The following is a 16,956-nucleotide window of genomic DNA, read 5'->3' on the forward strand; positions in this document are numbered from 1 at the left end:
GATTTAAAATCGATAGCAAATGCAAAACAATTTTGCCGTTTGCTTTTCTTGTCAACGATGACATTATCAAGCGACTACTTCTTAAAAACGCTTTTGAAAAAGGAATACACATGAGCGCCATCAGCCTGACCATACCTGCACGCACAAAAGACCTTGGGGGTTTTACTGTCGGGCGCATTTTGCCATTTGCCAAACAGCACCTGGTTGGCCCATTCATCTTCCTCGATCATATGGGGCCAGCGCAATTCACAGCCGGGCAAGGCATGGATGTGCGGCCACACCCGCATATAGGCCTGGCGACAGTTACTTATCTGTTTGAAGGCAGCATGTTCCATCGTGACAGCCTGGGTTCAGAACAAGAGATATTGGCTGGTGCAGTCAACTGGATGACTGCAGGTCGTGGCATCACCCATTCAGAACGCAATAGCGATGCGCAACGGTCACAGACACGCACTGTACATGGCTTGCAAAGCTGGGTGGCCCTGCCAAAAGAATTTGAAGAAGTTGAACCCTCATTCCATCACCATGCCGCAGAAAGCCTGCCTGCATTTGAAATAGACCAGGTGGCACTGAAACTCATCGCCGGTTCTGCCTATGGACACACGGCACCTGTAAAAATTTTTAGCCCGCTGTTTTATGTTGAGGCGAAGATGCCCGCAGGTGCGCAATTGCAGGTACCGGCAGAATATGCGGAACGCGCTCTGTATTTGATATCCGGCCAGGTGCGTATAAACGGGGAAGTGATACAAGAACGCACCATGCCCGTCTTTGCTGAGGGTGCAGACGTCACCATTACAGCCACCAGTGATGCCCATCTGGTTTTGCTGGGTGGAGCAACATTGCCTGAGCAGCGGTATATTTTCTGGAATTTTGTATCCACTTCTGAAGCACGCATAGAACAGGCAAAAGCTGACTGGAAGGCTGGGCGCTTTGCCAAGGTCCCGGGCGACGACGAATTCATTCCATTACCAGAATAGAGAAAACACTATGTCAGACCAAACTATTTCCGCCCATGTCACAGAAACAGGTGAAAACACCTTTGCCGTGGACATCAATGTCTCAGGTCATGTAATCAAAGGTGACGAACCGCTGGAAGCAGGTGGCGGCAATCTGGGCCCTGCCCCTTTTGATTTGCTGACCGCAGCGCTGGGTGAATGCACAGCGATGACTGTGCGATGGTATGCCAACCAGCATCAATGGCCGCTGGACAAGGTTGAAGTCAAATTGACTCATCACAAGGAAGGCGTACAGGATATCTTCAAGAAGCAAGTCATACTGCATGGCGCAGAACTGACTGAAGAACAACGCACCAGACTGATTGCTATCGCGGCAAAATGCCCGGTACATAAAACCATCACCAGCTCGCCCATCATAGAAACCAGCGCAGGCTGACAAAGCAAAAGCCCGGCTCAGTTCAATCTGATTGAACTGAGCCGGGCTTTTTGTTATTCAATTACTTTTTCATTTTGCGGCTGCGTCCTGCTGATTCACGCAAGATGGTGTAACTCCAGTCATCGCTATGTGAGCCTGCGCCCGTAGTTACAGAGACGCGGAACATGTCGCCATCTCCTTTCATGCGCTTGCCTGAGGCTACATGCTTCTTGCTGACATCGCTACGCTCGTAGACATCAACCTCGACCTCATTTCCTTCCAGAGCTGCCTGGGATAAAACTGCGTCTATGGTCTTGGTTGTATATTCAAGTACATATGTGGGTAGTGTCAGGCCTGCCATACTTGTCTCCATCACGCGAAAAGCGTACCGCCATTAATGAAAAACCCCGGCCTGAGCCGGGGCAGACAAGGGTGGAATTATTCGACTTCGACCACCTCTTGTGATGCCTCTGGTGGGGTGGCGTCGCCTTCAGAAAACTCCAGTTTGACCTGGTCTTTATCATCAAGGTCGACAATCACACGTCCGCCTGTCACCAGCTTACCGAATAAGAGCTCATCCGCCAAGGCTTTACGTATCATATCCTGTATCAAACGCGCCATAGGACGGGCACCCATCAAAGGATCGAAACCTTTTTTGCCGAGGAACTTGCGCAGATTTTCGGTAAATGTGGCTTCCACTTTTTTCTCATGTAATTGCTCTTCGAGCTGCATGAGGAACTTGTCAACCACACGCAAGATGATCTCTTCGTCGAGTGCACGGAAACTGATAATGGCATCCAGACGATTACGGAACTCTGGTGTAAACATACGTTTGATATCTGCCATTTCATCGCCAGCTTCTTTGCTGTCGTTGAAACCGATAGAACGTTTTTGCAAACTTTCGGCTCCCGCATTGGTCGTCATGATAATAATGACATTGCGGAAATCTGCCTTGCGACCGTTGTTATCCGTTAACGTGCCATGGTCCATCACCTGCAACAAGATGTTGAAAACATCAGGATGGGCTTTTTCAATTTCATCCAGCAACAACACGGCATGCGGCTTTTTGGTGATGGCTTCAGTCATCAAGCCCCCCTGATCAAAGCCGACATAACCCGGCGGCGCACCGATCAGACGGCTGACGGCATGACGCTCCATGTATTCAGACATGTCAAAGCGTATCAGCTCTATACCTAAAGTGAACGCCAATTGCTTGGCGACCTCGGTTTTACCAACACCAGTAGGACCGGAGAACAGGAAGGAGCCAATAGGCTTGTCAGTCTTGCCCAGGCCAGCACGCGCCATCTTGATAGATGATGCCAATGCTTCAATCGCAGGCTCCTGACCAAACACGACATTCTTCAAGTCGCGCTCTATGGTTTGCAGCTTGCTGCGGTCATCCTGATTAACAGTCTGCGGCGGAATACGGGCAATTTTCGAAATGATGTCTTCGATATCGGCCTTGCCTATGGTTTTCTTTTGCTTGGACTTGGGCAAAATACGTTGCGCAGCACCAGCCTCGTCAATCACGTCTATGGCCTTGTCAGGCAAATGGCGGTCATTGATGAAACGTGCAGACAGCTCTGCCGCAGTCGTCAGCGCAGATGCTGAGTACTTGACGTTATGATGTTCTTCAAACTTGGATTTCAAGCCACGCAAAATTTGCACGGTTTGTTCCACTGTTGGTTCGTTGACATCGATCTTCTGGAAACGACGCGCCAGGGCATGGTCTTTTTCAAAGACACCACGGTATTCAGTGTAAGTGGTCGCACCTATGCATTTCAGTTGCCCACTGGACAAGGCTGGTTTCAAGAGGTTGGATGCATCCAGCGTGCCACCCGATGCTGAACCAGCACCGATGATGGTATGGATTTCATCAATGAACAGGATGCCGTTGGGCGTATCCTTCAACTGTTTGAGCACGCCTTTGAGTCGCAACTCAAAGTCGCCGCGATATTTGGTACCTGCCAGCAAAGCACCCATGTCCAATGAATAGACTACTGCATTTTGCAAAATGTCCGGGACATCACTCTGGGTGATGCGCCATGCCAGGCCCTCGGCAATGGCGGTTTTACCAACACCGGCTTCGCCCACCAGCAAAGGATTATTTTTGCGGCGACGGCAAAGAATCTGGATCACGCGCTCAACTTCATTGTCGCGGCCAATCAGCGGATCTATCTTGCCTTCAGCAGCTGCCTTGTTCAGATTCTGCGTGAACTGATCAAGCGGATTTTCCTTGGCTTGTGCTTCAGCCTGGTTTTCTTCCGTGCCTTCAGGTGATTTTGGTACTTCGTTATGGCTATCCTTACGCACACCGTGCGAAATGAAGTTCACCACATCGAGGCGTGTTACACCCTGCTGATGTAAATAATACACGGCATGCGAATCCTTTTCACCGAAGATAGCGACCAGCACATTGGCACCAGTGACTTCCTTCTTGCCATTGGAAGCAGACTGCACATGCATGATGGCGCGCTGTATCACACGCTGGAAGCCCAGTGTAGGCTGGGTATCAACCTCATTGGTGCCAGGTACGGTGGGGGTATTATCAGTAATGAAATTACCCAGGGTTTTGCGCAAATCCTCAATATTGACCGCGCAGGCTCTCAGCACCTCCGCAGCAGAAGGGTTATCCAGCAAGGCGAGCAAGAGGTGCTCTACCGTGATGAATTCATAACGAGCCTGCCTGGCCTCCACAAAAGCCATGTGCAAACTAACTTCCAGTTCTTGCGCAATCATACTTCCTCCATCACACATTGCAGGGGGTGTCCTGCCTTACGAGCGTGCGTTAAAACGAGTTCCACCTTGGTCAGCGCAATATCCTTGGAATAAACACCGCATATCCCTTTGCCATCCCTGTGCACTTTGAGCATGATCTGCATGGCAGTCTCACGATCCTTATTAAAATATTCCTGAACGATCGCCACCACAAACTCCATAGGAGTGTAGTCGTCGTTGAGTAAAATTACCTGATACATGGAAGGCGGCTTTAACTTCTGCGCCTGACGTTCCAGTATCGTACCGTTTTCTTGCTTGTTTCCCATACGTATATTCTAGTACGTTGATTCATTTCAGAGACAAATAATAAGCGAATAAAAACGGCTTAATTTTCTCCTTGGTCAATGTTACGCGCTTTCTGCTTTATCCGCAGATGGTGATCAATTCCTTTAGATCAAGTTTCAACAGCAAAACTATTTCTTCACATCAAATATAGCGGTATTTTCTTGTCATTAAGTAAAAATACAACAGTACTGCAAAACTACTTGATATGTAACCAGAAGTTTCTTGACTTTAGCTTTTTTTCCGCCAAGAATGATATTTATTGACAAATAAAGTAGTAAATCGTCAATATGAAGTGAGCAGGTCAAGGGGGAGGTAGCGTAGTGCTAGGTTTCTTGCTTTTACGGCTCGTGTGATTAGTTTCTATTTGAAAGATGCATTATGGCAACAGGTACCGTCAAGTGGTTCAATGATTCCAAAGGTTTCGGCTTTATCACTCCGGATGACGGCGGTGAGGATTTGTTCGCCCACTTTTCCGCAATCCAGATGAACGGCTTCAAGACCCTGAAAGAAGGTCAAAAAGTAACGTTCGAAGTCACGCAAGGCCCTAAAGGCAAGCAAGCTTCCAACATCCAAAACCCTTAATCTTTGATTCTTCACTGATTCTGGTTTTTTAAAAAACCCCGCAATTGCGGGGTTTTTTTTCGCCCTCCCTCTATCCTTCATTAAATTTTTAAATTTTGCTTAAACTGACTTCGAGGCTACAGTAGATACCTTTTGAAATATCTTTATTAAGCGCAGGCTCAGATTTTCCACATGAAGCTCAGGTATAAAATCATACTGTTGGCGGTAGCACCCCTGTTACTGGCGTTCGCCGGTATCGCGATGGCGGTATTTTATCAAGCGACTTTTTTGGCGAAACAACAAAGAAGTACTATAGAACAAGCCTACCTTTCCAGCAAAGAAGCCGAACTGAAGCATTACGTCACCCTGGGCACTGCAGCCATCGCTCATCTTTACAACGGTAAACAGCAAGGTCCCACCACGCAGGAAGAAGCAAAGAAAATACTGGCCGCCCTGGATTTTGGCGATGATGGCTATTTTTACATCTACGACATGGATGGCAAGAACCTCATGCATCCGCGCCGCCCTGACCTGGTAGGCAAAGATTTGTGGGATATGACAGACCAGGAGGGCAGCAAGACCATACAAAATCTGCTCAATAAAGCCAAGGCAGGTGGCGGTGCTATCCGCTATATGTGGGAAAAGCCATCCATGCACAAGGTCATGCCCAAACTGGGCTATGTAGTCCAGCTGGAAAAATGGGGCTGGATGATGGGCACAGGCATCTATCTGGATGACGTCGACGACGCCTTAAATAAAATTGACATACAAGTGGCGAAAAACATACAAAGCACAATGTCCTGGATTGCAGGCATTGCTATTATCAGTGCCTTGCTGATTGCCCTGTCTGGTCTGGCCCTGAATATCACCGAATCACGCCTGGCAGAAGCCAAGCTCAAGGTGTTGGCGCAAAGCGTGGTCAGCTCGCAAGAAGATGAACGTGCCCGCCTGTCGCGTGACTTGCATGATGGACTAAGTCAATTGCTGGTATCCGTCAAGCTACAGATAGAATCAGGCCTGGTCAAACTTAATCAAACAGTGATGGGGCCGGAAGCGGCAAAAATATCTTTTGCACGAGCCACTGATCAACTTAATGAAGCACTCAGCGAAGTCCGGCGCATCTCGCATAACCTGCGCCCTGCCCTGCTCGATGATCTGGGTCTGGTCGCGGCCTTTGAGCATCTGGCTGATGAATTTGAACATGCCAGCGGCTTGCCGGTCAGTTTTCATGCTGCCGGCGACTTTCATGCGCTGGATGAAATCAGCAACACTGTCTTGTTCAGGGTCGCGCAAGAGGCGCTGACGAATATACACAAACATGCCCAGCAAGTCAGTCATGTCAATGTGCAGTTGCTCAGCGATGCTGAAAACATCAACCTTGTCATCGCTGATGATGGTCGTGGCTTTGACATCAGGGGTGTGGCGAACCACCCACACCGCGGCATAGGCTTAAGCAATATGCGTGAACGACTCGCTGCGATCAAGGGTAGTTTGCAATTACAATCCGATACCAGCGGCACCACCGTGACCGCCTGCATACCGAATGGAGAAAACCAATGACCGAGCAACTACCGGTCCAGCCAGCGCAACAGACGCAACAAGCACAGCAAGTACATTTATTGCTGGTTGACGATCACCCCCTGGTCAGGGACGGACTCAGAGCAAGGCTGGAGACTATTGCCAGCATCAAGATAGCTGGTGAGGCAGGCACAGCGGAGGAAGCCCTGTCCATCGCCGCCAGCAAGCCTGTCAACCTCATCCTGATGGATATTAATCTCGGGACTGGCAATGGCATCAGCCTGACAGCCCGCTTCAAGACTGAGTATCCGCATATTGCTGTCATCATGTTGTCCATGCATGAAAAAACTGAATATGTGAACCAGTCCATACAAGCTGGCGCACGCGCCTATGTGCTCAAGGATGCACCGGCGGTAGAGATCATAGAAGCAATAGATACCGTCATGGCAGGCGGCACTTATTTCAGCTCTGGCCTGAAGAAGCAATCGGCAAACAGCGACAGCAGCCAAGTTCTGACACAAAGGGAAAAATCCATCCTGACCTGCATAGCCACAGGGAAATCCAACAAGCATATCGCCAGGGAACTGGGACTCAGTGTCAGAACAGTAGAGACCCACAGGCTCAATATCAAGCGCAAACTGAATATTGAAGGTCAGGCTGATTTGATCCGCTATGCATTGAATAATGCAATTGCATAAAATTAGACCGCCGCAGCCAGCCGTTTGGCGGTACGTAGAAAAAAGCCGGCATGCCGGCTTTTTTCTTATTTCTTCTTAAAAGTTTCCAATGAGCGATTGCGGTAATCCCAATCCTCTTTGTCCAACTCACGTAAAGCCTGAATTTCAATATCGATTTGTTTAATCATTGCATTATATTGATTCATATCCTGATCATTGTCGAACATCAATGAATTCGCTTCAAACTTGATTTTTCCAAAGCGATTTTCACAAAGGCTCAAGATTTGCTTGACCAATTCAATGTAGGTTCGCAAGTGCTCGTTACGTCGCAGCCGAAACTCAAGAATTCTTTCCATGGAATTCCGGTTGCTTACTGCAAGTTCTTCTCTTTTTTGAGCGGGCATGGCAATTTTTTCAAGTGCCGTTGTATATGCAGCCCGTAAACTATCAAAACGCTTGGAATTATTATCAAACATTGTCTCTGTTGCCAGAATCGATAAATTGCTATTCTCAAGTCCCTGGCGTGTAGTCAAGCTCAGTGGTAACAAAACCTTGTCAAGCTGCAGTGTTTTCAGCTCTTCAGAAAATTGCAAATTCTGTTTGAGGTTTGCCCTGAGATAATTTAGTGTCAGACGTGACTCCTGGTCAAATGATCGCAGGCCTGTAAGTGGAATACGGTCCGACAAATTAAGGTTATCAGTATTCTCTTCTTTTTCAGCTTTTAGACCGCGCTCCATTAATTCTGCAATGACTTTGCGCGCCGACTGTATTCGCCCCTGTAATTCATCTCTTGACCAGTTACCCAGCATTTCCTTGCGCTCCTCCAAGCTATTAGTCAGCGCATTGAGCAAGCTCAGGTAAGTCGGCGACATACGGAATTCATTAACAGATTTTTGATCTGCCGGGCTCAGCTTCTTGAATTCACGTCTTGCAGCTTCCATGTTCTGGTTCATTTCAAACTGGGCGATACGAGTGGAATTTCTGCCTGCAGGCTTGGGTAATTCCTTCAACAGCTTTTGCGCATAGTCGTTTGACAAATATTTTGCCATTACCGAAGAAACATGAAGATTGATTGCATCCACAGTAAACGGACGCATAAATACCTCCACATCCAGATAAGCCTCTGGTTTGGCAGTGTTAGTATTTTCAACATCGCGGCGAATTGCACTTTGTATACTTTGATCAAAGCCGATGATACGCACGATTTGCTGCATGTCCTCCACTTTCGCGGGGTTGCTTATCGGTATACCGGCAGCACCCGCTATTAAAGTCATGCCTGCGAGCAGCAGGACCATAAAAAATCGATACACAAACATTGACTACTCCCTCATTCAGTTTATATTTTTCTTTATTTGGTTTTTATCTGTTTTTTTTCAAACGCTCTGCTTCATACTCCGCCAGGGGACGATATTCCCCGGTCAAAATATTTTTTTCAACTGACCGCTGTGTATAGACCATGGCTTTGAGCTTGTTTCCATTCACAATATTTAATTGGCCAATATAGAAATACGCTTCTGCCAAAGCTATATCAAGTTCATCTCCAGTACGCTTATGTACCTGCTGCAAAACCTGTTCTTCCGGCTTGCCACCTATCATGGTGGCTGCGAGCATGGCATTGAGCCAGTCGTCGCCATCATTAGTTGCAACTGGCAAACTGACTTGCGGATTTTGGCGTCTGAGTGCGAGGTGACGCATGATGATGGCACGTAATTTTAGTTGAACGGAGCTGCTTTGCTCTGCGGAAGAAGTAAAGCTGTCAACAGCTTCGCGCCATTTACCCATGGCATATAAAGACATGCCACGCAGCATGGACATATCGCTATCCGTTCTGCCCTGAGTCAGAAAACGGGCACTGTCACTTTCACTATTCTTGAAGTCGCCAATGGCAAAATAGATTTTTGACCGACAACGCAAATATTCCTGGCTATCCATACCCTCTTTTTGAATTGCCTGCATATCTGCGCTGGCTTCGGACTTGCGTCCCAGCCTCGCATACGCAAGGCCACGCTCACACAAAGCGACACCAGGATGATTACCGTTTGCTCGCGCTTCATTGATTTGCCTGGATTTGTTGCGAATGCCATCTTCGAGCTGTTCTTTGATTTTTTGCCTTGCAGGCAGCACCACATCCGGCAGTTTGCGGTCAGCAAGCGCCTTCACGTCGGTGCTACGTATCTGCACAGAGCCTTCCAGCATGGCACTGACTTTTCGCGTGTCGGCCATAAAATCAACTACTTCTTGCGGCTGGACACGGTCTTTCAAACTGCGTAGTTCAACAGTAGCCCTGAAGACATTTTTCTTGAAAGTCAGGACTTCATTTGCCTGAAACGCAGCGTTCTCAATTTTAGATGTCGACGGGTTGTAGTTGGCATTTACCTCTTCTGGCAAAATAACATCCAGTTCATAGCGCAGCAATGGCGGTTGCGTAGGTGTTGTCAAAGGCTGCTTGCGCTTGGGGTTTTCTGGCAAGAAGAAACGCTCGCGCATATTCGACGCCTGATAACGCATTTGCCAGCCGATAGAATTCTTGATCAGCATTCCGGGTATCTGGAAATTCAATTCAATATTGAGCGTATTTGCCTGGCGATTGTCGGTGACGGTTGGGCCAGACTTCAGTTCTGCGTTCGGGTAGCGTCGCAAAACTGAAGCAATATAGCTATTCTTTAACTGCTCCTTGCTCTGCCTGCCAAGATAAAAACGCGCGTGCTCCGCGTCTATCCCTGCATATTGATGGGTCACCTGGAATTCCGCCACGCCATCCAATTTATCCAAACGTATTTTTTCCAACCGACCTGTAACTGTAGGCGTGCCTTCTTCGTTCTTTGGAATACCAACCAGATCATGCGTGTCTTTTTGGATGACGAGTACTTGCGCTCCCTCATGTACCTGTCCCATATTCACTAGCGGGCCATATTGGGCCGCCCTGGTAGGGTCGAGATAATATAATTTGCCATTGACCTTTGCACTGACGATTGCATGATCAAATGCCATAGGTGTTGGCAACATTTTTGGCGGCATTGCTGGATTGGATGCAGAAATTAATACTAGCGAAGCCTCTATACCCAGTTTTCGCAAAAGCGTGACCAGCAATAAAGATTTATCCTTGCAATCACCATAACGTCGCGCCAGCACTACCTCTGGCGCAAAAGGTTTATGGGAATTCTCACCGATTGAAATGGACAGATAGCGTATCTCGGCCTGCACATAAGCCAAAGCCCGCTGGACAGTTTCGTCTGCATTGGCAGCGCCACGCAAACTGGCAACTACTTTATCAACCTCGGCACTCGCGGTATTCACATCAAACAGCGATTGCGCCCACTGGCTTACCTGGCTCCACTGTGAAAATTCAGAAAATTGCACGAATCTGAACTGGAATACATCACGGGGCACATAAGGTTCAAACTCTATGGCTTTTAACTGCTCTGCAGAAAAAGTAAGGATTTTCCTGCCTGCTGCTTGCTCTTCTTTGATCTGGATATTGCCATCACCTTGACCGAGAATACGGTATTTGATGGGCCTGCTGAGAGGAGAATTAAGACGAATGCGCTTGCGTAAAACGGGATAAACATTGTCCCATACCATGGACTGGAAAAAATTCCCGTCAAAAACCGGGTTCTGGCCTGTCGTGGAATAGGCTATATCAACAATATCGCCTACACGGATATCTTCAATGACGACCGAAGCGGTGACTGAACCGGTAAAAATACCGGAATCGAGTTCGCTTTCCATTTGCAGATAACGTATATCTGCCGTAGTAGTTTTATCAAATACCTGGCTACCACGTATGACCTTGATACTGTGCAGGCCCACTTTTTGATATTCAGGGTGAAATGAAATCTCAATCCGGCCAACTTGCGTCAGCATTGATGCTTCATTCGCCTGCATCATGCGGTGCACATAGGTCGTTGCTTGTTTGTCGACAAAAATCTGTACGTCGGACAAACGTACGACTATTGGCGCGGCGGTATTGGTGTCGGCGATTTGTCGGCCATTGTCCTGATACACCCAGGCAGGAACCGCTTCGCCGCGCGTCAGATTTTTTTCAAATCGCTGGGGATCTTGTGATTTGCCATTCGCCTGCCCTTCCGTTTGAAGTGCGTATGCAGAGGTGTAGCACATCCAGGTCAACAGACATATACAAAGACGGAGTAGGCGGTTGCTATCGTACTTTTCAGTCAGCTTGGATGGGGTTTGTGTAGTAAATGGCGTCATAAGTATGCAAAGAATGGATCACTCGCTTGAAATCCATGATCAAGAAAAGTGAATAGCATACTGCGGTCAAAAGCCACAAGGATACAGACCAGAACGGTCGCCTCCAGGTCCCGAAGCAATGATCTGACACACTATGCCTGCCTTGAAAATCAACTTCGAGATTTGTTTTTCTACTTGATTTTATCAGAATGAAATATCTCTTTGGTAAAAACTCTATAGAAGAAATGCTTCAAAAGTGCTGAGTTACAGAACAAAAAAAAAGCAACAATGCAAAAGGAAAAGCCCCCTGTCTTGAAACAGGGGGCTTTAACTGTTCTTCGTCATCTGCCTAAATTTCTTTAAGCCAGAACAAAAGAATCAAACTTACATGTTTTCAATCATGACATCGCCAAAACCGGAGCAAGACACTTGTGTCGCGCCTTCCATCAAACGGGCGAAGTCATAAGTGACTTTCTTGGCTGTGATGGCTTTTTCTGTCGCGCTGATCAACAGATCAGCTGCTTCCAGCCAGCCCATGTGACGCAACATCATTTCTGCGGACAAGATCAGGGAACCTGGGTTCACATAATCTTTACCAGCATACTTAGGTGCTGTACCGTGAGTAGCTTCAAACATGGCGATAGAGTCAGACAGGTTCGCGCCTGGAGCAATACCGATACCACCAACCTGAGCTGCCAGTGCGTCAGAGATATAGTCACCGTTCAGGTTCAGTGTAGCGATAACACTGTATTCTGCTGGACGCAACAAAATTTGCTGCAAGAATGCATCAGCGATGGAATCCTTAACAGTGATTTCTTTACCTGTTTTTGGATTCTTGAATTTGCACCATGGGCCGCCATCGATCAGTTCAGCGCCAAATTCTTTTTGTGCCAGAGCATATGCCCAGTCACGGAAGCCACCTTCGGTGTATTTCATGATGTTGCCTTTGTGGACGATAGTCACAGATGGCTTGTCATTGTCGATGGCGTACTGGATTGCTTTACGTACCAGACGTTCTGTACCTTCACGGGATACTGGCTTGACGCCGATACCGGAAGTTTCAGGGAAACGGATTTTCTTGACGCCCATTTCTTCAGTCAGGAACTTGATCAGTTTTTTAACCTGGTCAGAACCTTCAGCGAATTCGATACCAGCATAGATATCTTCAGAGTTTTCACGGAAGATGACCATGTCAGTTTTTTCTGGCTCACGCACTGGGGATGGCACGCCTTTGAAATAACGCACTGGGCGCAGGCAGACATACAGGTCGAGCTCTTGACGCAGTGCCACGTTCAAAGAACGGATGCCACCGCCAACTGGTGTCGTCAATGGGCCTTTAATGGAAACAACGTAGTCTTTCAAGACTTTCAGTGTTTCTTCTGGCAACCAGACGTCAGGACCATATACTTTAGTAGATTTTTCACCGGCATAGATTTCCATCCAGCTGATTTTGCGCTTGCCGCCATAGGCTTTTGCTACGGCCGCATCGACGACCTTGATCATGACCGGGCTGATATCAACGCCAGTACCATCGCCTTCGATGAATGGGATGATAGGATTGTCAGGAACATTCAATGAAAAATCAGCATTGACGGTAATTTGTTTACCTTCAGCAGGTACTTGAATATGTTGATACATCGTTTTCTCCGTAGTTGGGCGATCAAGCGGGTCGCGCTTTTCTCATCATTTGTCTTGCGTATTTATATTTTATAGAGCAATCACTCTTCTATAAGACACAAGACCATCATTTCGTATTATGCACTACTATTTTACCGTATGCCATCAGTTTGTCAGCTTTGCTGGCCTCACGGCGCCTTCGGTTTTCACGTACTACCTTATTTGAAAATACAAAATGGCAAGCTTAGAGGCAATCTCACATGCCCAAGCTCTAAAAATTGCAAAACAGAAAACATTTTACAATCATTTGGCAAATCGTTTCTTTTGTATTAGTTCCAGTATTAGCTCTATCTTTTACATGGCAGACAATGCGCTGCTATTCATTTATACAAGTGCATTTTACGGTTACCATATTGCCATGAAACTGATTTTACTCAACAAACCGTTTAATGTGATGTGCCAGTTTTCGGCACACCCTGGTCGCCCTACCCTGGCTGACTATATCAAGATCCCGCACATATATCCCGCTGGCCGGCTCGATGCAGACAGTGAGGGACTGATATTACTGACTGATGACGGTCAATTACAAAACCGCATCAGCCACCCTGACCACAAACAAGCCAAAACCTATCTGGTGCAAGTCGAAGGCACACCAAGCCGCGAGGCACTTGAGAAACTGCGCCAACCTTTGGACCTTGGTGATTTTGTGACTCAGCCCTGCATCGTCAAGCACGTATATCAACCTGAGTGGCTATGGTCACGCAATCCGCCGGTGCGGGAAAGGGCGAGCATACCAACCAGTTGGCTAAGCCTGACTTTATCAGAAGGGAAAAATCGCCAGGTCAGACGCATGACTGCAGCAGTTGGCTTGCCAACCTTGCGCCTGGTGCGTATCAGCATAGGCGGTTTTTCGCTGGAAACCCACCCTTTACTGCCTGGCGAATGGCAAGAAGTTAAAATTTAAATAATGTTTGCACAGAAATTCAGAAAAAAATCCATAAACGTTATAAATTAATTAGAATTCCTGTCAACGCCCAATTCACCGGTAGCGTTATTTGCCTTGATTCAATTGAATCACACTTAACCAATACTTTATGAAGGACACCAAAATGAAAAAATTGATCGCCGCTCTGGTCGTAGGTCTGTTTGCTTCTACTGCTTTCGCCCAAGCATCTGCTCCTTCAGCTAAAGCATCAGCTCCAGCCGCTTCCGCTGCTGCCGCCGCATCTACAGATGCTTCCAAACCAGCTAAAAAAGCGAAAAAAGCTAAGAAAGCTAAAGCAGCATCTGCATCCGCTTCTGCATCCATGTAATTCTGTCGTTTTTTTCAGTACAGAAGCAAGGCAGGCTAATCCCTGCCTTTTTTTGCATCTGACATTAAGCACTGGCTGCCTGTATAAAAAATCAAACGACACAAAAAGTAATCCCGAAATACAAAAGCAAAAGCCGCAATAAATTGCGGCTTTTTCACTTCAGGCAGTCAGCAAATCAATGCCAACTTTACAGCTTTAAAAACAGGCTTAAAAGATTAAGCCAGTGCTTTCAAAGCAGATGCCAGACGGCTCTTATGGCGAGCAGCCTTGTTTTTGTGAATGATTTTCTTGTCAGCGATACGGTCGATAACCGATACGGAGCTTTGGAAAATTGTTGCTGCAGCAGCTTTGTCACCAGCTTCGATCGCTTTACGAACAGCTTTGATCGCTGTGCGCAGCGTGGAGCGCTGGCTGGAGTTGTGTGCATTCAGTTTAACTGCTTGACGAGCACGTTTGCGTGCTTGTGCGGTATTTGCCATGAGATTTCCTAAACGTGGTCAAAGCGACGAGGTCAAAACATTTGATTTAAATGCCACGCCGCAAAATTCTATACAGCTTTGCAGTATAACCGGATTTATTTTTGATAGCAAGCGTTCCTGTCGATTCTTACAACAGGCATGCGCATTTCTGCTGTTTCAGCAGGATTTACGCAACTGTCATGCTCAAAATCTGCACGACTGTATCTATGCGCATGAGGTAAGGGATGCAAAACTAAGCGTCTGCACCAAATTTTACTATCAATGCCATTTCTCTGCTTACACCACTGCCAAAGGATGAACATGCTCTGCAAGCCAATTACATTAAAAGGAAAACACGTAAGTCTGGAACCGCTGGAACAGCATCATCTGGCAGATATCCAGGCAGCAGCAGCCGATGGCGAGTTATGGAAACTGTTTTTTACCTCAGTCCCCTCCCCTGAGAATACCCAGAACTGGCTGAATATTGCACTGGAAATGCAACAACAGCAAAAAGCCGTGCCCTTTATCGTCCGCGAAAATACGACTGGCCAGATAGTCGGTGCCACCAGATACTGTAATATGGATATCAATAACAAACGCTTGGAGATAGGCTATACCTGGTATGCGCAACGGGTACAGCGCAGCCCGGTGAATACCGAATGCAAGCTGTTGTTGCTGGGCCATGCCTTTGAAGAGTTTGGCTGCATTGCCGTTGAATTTCGCACTGACTGGTTTAACCGCCGCTCACAAGCGGCAATAGAACGACTGGGTGCCAAGCGCGATGCTGTTTTGCGCAATCACATGATTTTGCCTGATGGCCGCATCCGTGATACGGTGGTATATAGCATCCTGAATTCTGAATGGGCGGGTGTTAAAAAGAATTTGCAGTATATGCACACCAAATACGAAGCGCAATAAAGTAAATAAAAGCAAGAGTTATAAATACGGAGAATGACAAGTGCTGATCGATTTTTTCTTTACCCTGAAAGACGCCAAGATTCCGGTATCCATCAAGGAATTCCTGATGCTGTTGGAAGCCATGGAAAAAGGTCTGATCAGCATGTCACTCGACGATTTCTATTTCCTGTCGCGCACCATCATGGTCAAGGATGAAGCGCATTATGACAAGTTCGACAAGGCTTTTGGTTTGTACTTCAAGGGTATAGACACGATCTTTGAAAAGCGCCCCGACATCCCACTGGACTGGCTCATGAAGCGCATGGAGCGTGAATTGACCGATGAGCAAAAAGCCGCCATAGAGAAATTTGGCTATGACAAGTTGATGGACAGATTGCAGGAGTTGCTCAAAGAACAAAAAGAACGTCACGAAGGTGGCAGCAAATGGATAGGCACGGGTGGTACTTCACCCTTTGGCAATGGCGGCACCAATCCTGAAGGCATACGCATAGGGAGCAAAGGCGGCGGCCGTAGCGCGGTCAAGGTGTGGGAGGCACGCGCCTTCCGAGACTATGACGCTGAACGCGAACTAGGCACCCGCAATATCAAGGTTGCCCTGCGCCGCCTGCGCAAATTCGCCCGTCAGGGTGCAGAAGAAGAACTCGCACTCGATGCCACCATCAAGGCTACCGCAAACAATGCCGGTTATCTCGACATCAAGATGCAGCCTGAGCGCAAAAACAATATCAAAGTACTCATGTTGCTGGATGTAGGTGGCACCATGGACGATCACATCGCCCAGACTGAAGAGTTATTTTCTGCCGCCAAGACCGAATTCAAAAACATGGAATTCTTTTATTTCCATAACTGCGTCTATGACTACCTGTGGAAAAACAACCGCCGCCGTCACGCAGAAAAATTCCCGACCTGGGATGTCTTGCGCAAATACACGCCCGACACCAAGGTCATCTTCGTCGGTGATGCGACCATGAGTCCGTATGAAATCCTGCAGGCCGGCGGCTCTGTCGAATACAACAATGAAGAAGCTGGGGCGACCTGGTTGCAACGGTTTACCTCTGCCTTCCCGAAATACATCTGGCTCAATCCTGAACCTGAAGGGCTGTGGCAATACCGGCAATCAATATCGGTGATCAAGCAGATTATGAGTAACCGCATGTTTCCGGTGACGATAGAGGGCCTGGAGCGGGGGATGCGTTTATTAAGCAAGTGACAATAAAATCAAAAAAGCTTTGCTGGACTGCTCAGGCAAAGCTTTTTTATCACATCACA

At 47.4% G+C, this 16,956-nt stretch carries 17 protein-coding genes; 9 read left to right on the forward strand and 8 right to left on the reverse strand.

The features are described from left to right. The first annotated feature begins 110 nt into the window (after positions 1-110). Together AC07OI_RS21725 and AC07OI_RS21730 are read left to right on the forward strand one after the other, a co-directional pair. Complete coding sequence (locus AC07OI_RS21725) at positions 111-977, forward strand: pirin family protein (protein WP_495258683.1); 867 nt, start codon at positions 111-113, stop codon at positions 975-977. 10 nt (positions 978-987) lie between these two features. Continuing rightward, the gene (locus AC07OI_RS21730) at positions 988-1,392 is read left to right on the forward strand and encodes an OsmC family protein (RefSeq protein WP_492708658.1); all 405 of its coding nucleotides are present in this window, start codon (positions 988-990) and stop codon (positions 1,390-1,392) included. 61 nt (positions 1,393-1,453) lie between these two features. On the opposite strand, the gene AC07OI_RS21735 is transcribed toward AC07OI_RS21730, so the two are convergent. The 3 genes from AC07OI_RS21735 to clpS all read right to left on the reverse strand — a co-directional run bounded on the left by AC07OI_RS21735 (position 1,454) and on the right by clpS (position 4,415). Continuing rightward, on the reverse strand, positions 1,454-1,732 hold the full coding sequence (locus AC07OI_RS21735) for a hypothetical protein (RefSeq protein ID WP_186954196.1): 279 nt from the start codon (positions 1,730-1,732) through the stop codon (positions 1,454-1,456). 77 nt (positions 1,733-1,809) lie between these two features. After that, positions 1,810-4,110, reverse strand: a complete 2,301-nt coding sequence (clpA, locus tag AC07OI_RS21740) for an ATP-dependent Clp protease ATP-binding subunit ClpA (RefSeq protein ID WP_492708654.1) — start codon at positions 4,108-4,110, stop codon at positions 1,810-1,812. Then, positions 4,107-4,415, reverse strand: a complete 309-nt coding sequence (gene clpS / locus AC07OI_RS21745) for an ATP-dependent Clp protease adapter ClpS (protein ID WP_110257372.1) — start codon at positions 4,413-4,415, stop codon at positions 4,107-4,109. The genes clpA and clpS overlap by 4 nt, the downstream gene beginning before the upstream one ends. A gap of 397 nt (positions 4,416-4,812) precedes the next feature. On the opposite strand from clpS, the gene AC07OI_RS21750 reads away from it, so the two are divergent. The 3 genes from AC07OI_RS21750 (at position 4,813) to AC07OI_RS21760 (ending at position 7,211) form a co-directional block, all read left to right on the forward strand. After that, positions 4,813-5,016: a cold-shock protein gene (locus tag AC07OI_RS21750; RefSeq protein WP_162021162.1), complete on the forward strand. Its 204-nt coding sequence runs from the start codon at positions 4,813-4,815 to the stop codon at positions 5,014-5,016. A gap of 171 nt (positions 5,017-5,187) precedes the next feature. Continuing rightward, positions 5,188-6,555: a cache domain-containing protein gene (locus AC07OI_RS21755; protein ID WP_492708651.1), complete on the forward strand. Its 1,368-nt coding sequence runs from the start codon at positions 5,188-5,190 to the stop codon at positions 6,553-6,555. After that, a complete protein-coding gene (locus tag AC07OI_RS21760; protein ID WP_492708649.1) occupies positions 6,552-7,211 on the forward strand; it encodes a response regulator transcription factor in 660 nt (219 codons plus the stop codon). Before AC07OI_RS21755 ends, AC07OI_RS21760 begins: the two co-directional genes overlap by 4 nt. 65 nt (positions 7,212-7,276) lie before the next feature. Here the strand turns inward: AC07OI_RS21760 and AC07OI_RS21765 are convergent, their stop codons facing one another. From AC07OI_RS21765 to icd, 3 genes are all read right to left on the reverse strand, one after another. Further along, complete coding sequence (locus AC07OI_RS21765) at positions 7,277-8,506, reverse strand: hypothetical protein (protein WP_492708647.1); 1,230 nt, start codon at positions 8,504-8,506, stop codon at positions 7,277-7,279. A 43-nt stretch (positions 8,507-8,549) separates the two neighbouring features. After that, positions 8,550-11,309 carry a DUF3857 domain-containing protein gene (locus tag AC07OI_RS21770; protein ID WP_495258684.1) on the reverse strand — a complete coding sequence of 920 codons (2,760 nt, stop codon included), beginning with the start codon at positions 11,307-11,309 and terminating at the stop codon, positions 8,550-8,552. A gap of 456 nt (positions 11,310-11,765) precedes the next feature. Then, positions 11,766-13,019 (reverse strand): NADP-dependent isocitrate dehydrogenase, encoded by a 1,254-nt coding sequence (gene icd, locus AC07OI_RS21775; protein WP_422942419.1) that lies wholly within the window; start codon positions 13,017-13,019, stop codon positions 11,766-11,768. A 397-nt stretch (positions 13,020-13,416) separates the two neighbouring features. Here icd and AC07OI_RS21780 point away from each other — a divergent pair, with 397 nt between their 5' ends. Beyond that, the gene (locus AC07OI_RS21780) at positions 13,417-13,962 is read left to right on the forward strand and encodes a pseudouridine synthase (RefSeq protein WP_492708643.1); all 546 of its coding nucleotides are present in this window, start codon (positions 13,417-13,419) and stop codon (positions 13,960-13,962) included. Between the two features lie 87 nt (positions 13,963-14,049). Here AC07OI_RS21780 and AC07OI_RS21785 read toward each other — a convergent pair whose 3' ends face one another. Both AC07OI_RS21785 and rpsT read right to left on the reverse strand, forming a co-directional pair. Then, positions 14,050-14,307: a hypothetical protein gene (locus AC07OI_RS21785; RefSeq protein ID WP_492708641.1), complete on the reverse strand. Its 258-nt coding sequence runs from the start codon at positions 14,305-14,307 to the stop codon at positions 14,050-14,052. 219 nt (positions 14,308-14,526) lie between these two features. Beyond that, complete coding sequence (gene rpsT / locus AC07OI_RS21790) at positions 14,527-14,790, reverse strand: 30S ribosomal protein S20 (RefSeq protein WP_162040741.1); 264 nt, start codon at positions 14,788-14,790, stop codon at positions 14,527-14,529. On the opposite strand from rpsT, the gene AC07OI_RS21795 reads away from it, so the two are divergent. Genes AC07OI_RS21795 through AC07OI_RS21805 form a run of 3 tightly spaced genes read left to right on the forward strand, consistent with a single transcriptional unit; the run spans position 14,789 to position 16,897 of the window. After that, positions 14,789-15,088: a hypothetical protein gene (locus tag AC07OI_RS21795; RefSeq protein WP_495258685.1), complete on the forward strand. Its 300-nt coding sequence runs from the start codon at positions 14,789-14,791 to the stop codon at positions 15,086-15,088. The genes rpsT and AC07OI_RS21795 overlap by 2 nt on opposite strands. Then, positions 15,085-15,687, forward strand: a complete 603-nt coding sequence (locus AC07OI_RS21800) for a GNAT family N-acetyltransferase (protein ID WP_495258686.1) — start codon at positions 15,085-15,087, stop codon at positions 15,685-15,687. Before AC07OI_RS21795 ends, AC07OI_RS21800 begins: the two co-directional genes overlap by 4 nt. A gap of 40 nt (positions 15,688-15,727) precedes the next feature. Next, on the forward strand, positions 15,728-16,897 hold the full coding sequence (locus AC07OI_RS21805) for a vWA domain-containing protein (RefSeq protein ID WP_495258687.1): 1,170 nt from the start codon (positions 15,728-15,730) through the stop codon (positions 16,895-16,897). The last annotated feature ends 59 nt before the right edge of the window (positions 16,898-16,956 follow it).

This window comes from Undibacterium sp. GW821-FHT07F11 (assembly GCF_059418665.1).

What these genes read in the sequence shown, in the direction of transcription:
- AC07OI_RS21780 (WP_492708643.1), top strand. Translation starts at nt 13,417, where the DNA reads ATGAAACTGATTTTACTCAACAAACCGTTTAATGTGATGTGCCAGTTT.
- AC07OI_RS21760 (WP_492708649.1), top strand. Translation starts at nt 6,552, where the DNA reads ATGACCGAGCAACTACCGGTCCAGCCAGCGCAACAGACGCAACAAGCA.
- icd (WP_422942419.1), bottom strand. Translation starts at nt 13,019, where the DNA reads ATGTATCAACATATTCAAGTACCTGCTGAAGGTAAACAAATTACCGTC.
- AC07OI_RS21795 (WP_495258685.1), top strand. Translation starts at nt 14,789, where the DNA reads ATGAGATTTCCTAAACGTGGTCAAAGCGACGAGGTCAAAACATTTGAT.
- clpS (WP_110257372.1), bottom strand. Translation starts at nt 4,415, where the DNA reads ATGGGAAACAAGCAAGAAAACGGTACGATACTGGAACGTCAGGCGCAG.
- AC07OI_RS21800 (WP_495258686.1), top strand. Translation starts at nt 15,085, where the DNA reads ATGAACATGCTCTGCAAGCCAATTACATTAAAAGGAAAACACGTAAGT.
- clpA (WP_492708654.1), bottom strand. Translation starts at nt 4,110, where the DNA reads ATGATTGCGCAAGAACTGGAAGTTAGTTTGCACATGGCTTTTGTGGAG.
- AC07OI_RS21735 (WP_186954196.1), bottom strand. Translation starts at nt 1,732, where the DNA reads ATGGCAGGCCTGACACTACCCACATATGTACTTGAATATACAACCAAG.
- AC07OI_RS21725 (WP_495258683.1), top strand. Translation starts at nt 111, where the DNA reads ATGAGCGCCATCAGCCTGACCATACCTGCACGCACAAAAGACCTTGGG.
- rpsT (WP_162040741.1), bottom strand. Translation starts at nt 14,790, where the DNA reads ATGGCAAATACCGCACAAGCACGCAAACGTGCTCGTCAAGCAGTTAAA.
- AC07OI_RS21755 (WP_492708651.1), top strand. Translation starts at nt 5,188, where the DNA reads ATGAAGCTCAGGTATAAAATCATACTGTTGGCGGTAGCACCCCTGTTA.
- AC07OI_RS21785 (WP_492708641.1), bottom strand. Translation starts at nt 14,307, where the DNA reads ATGGATGCAGAAGCGGATGCAGATGCTGCTTTAGCTTTCTTAGCTTTT.
- AC07OI_RS21730 (WP_492708658.1), top strand. Translation starts at nt 988, where the DNA reads ATGTCAGACCAAACTATTTCCGCCCATGTCACAGAAACAGGTGAAAAC.
- AC07OI_RS21750 (WP_162021162.1), top strand. Translation starts at nt 4,813, where the DNA reads ATGGCAACAGGTACCGTCAAGTGGTTCAATGATTCCAAAGGTTTCGGC.
- AC07OI_RS21765 (WP_492708647.1), bottom strand. Translation starts at nt 8,506, where the DNA reads ATGTTTGTGTATCGATTTTTTATGGTCCTGCTGCTCGCAGGCATGACT.
- AC07OI_RS21770 (WP_495258684.1), bottom strand. Translation starts at nt 11,309, where the DNA reads ATGTGCTACACCTCTGCATACGCACTTCAAACGGAAGGGCAGGCGAAT.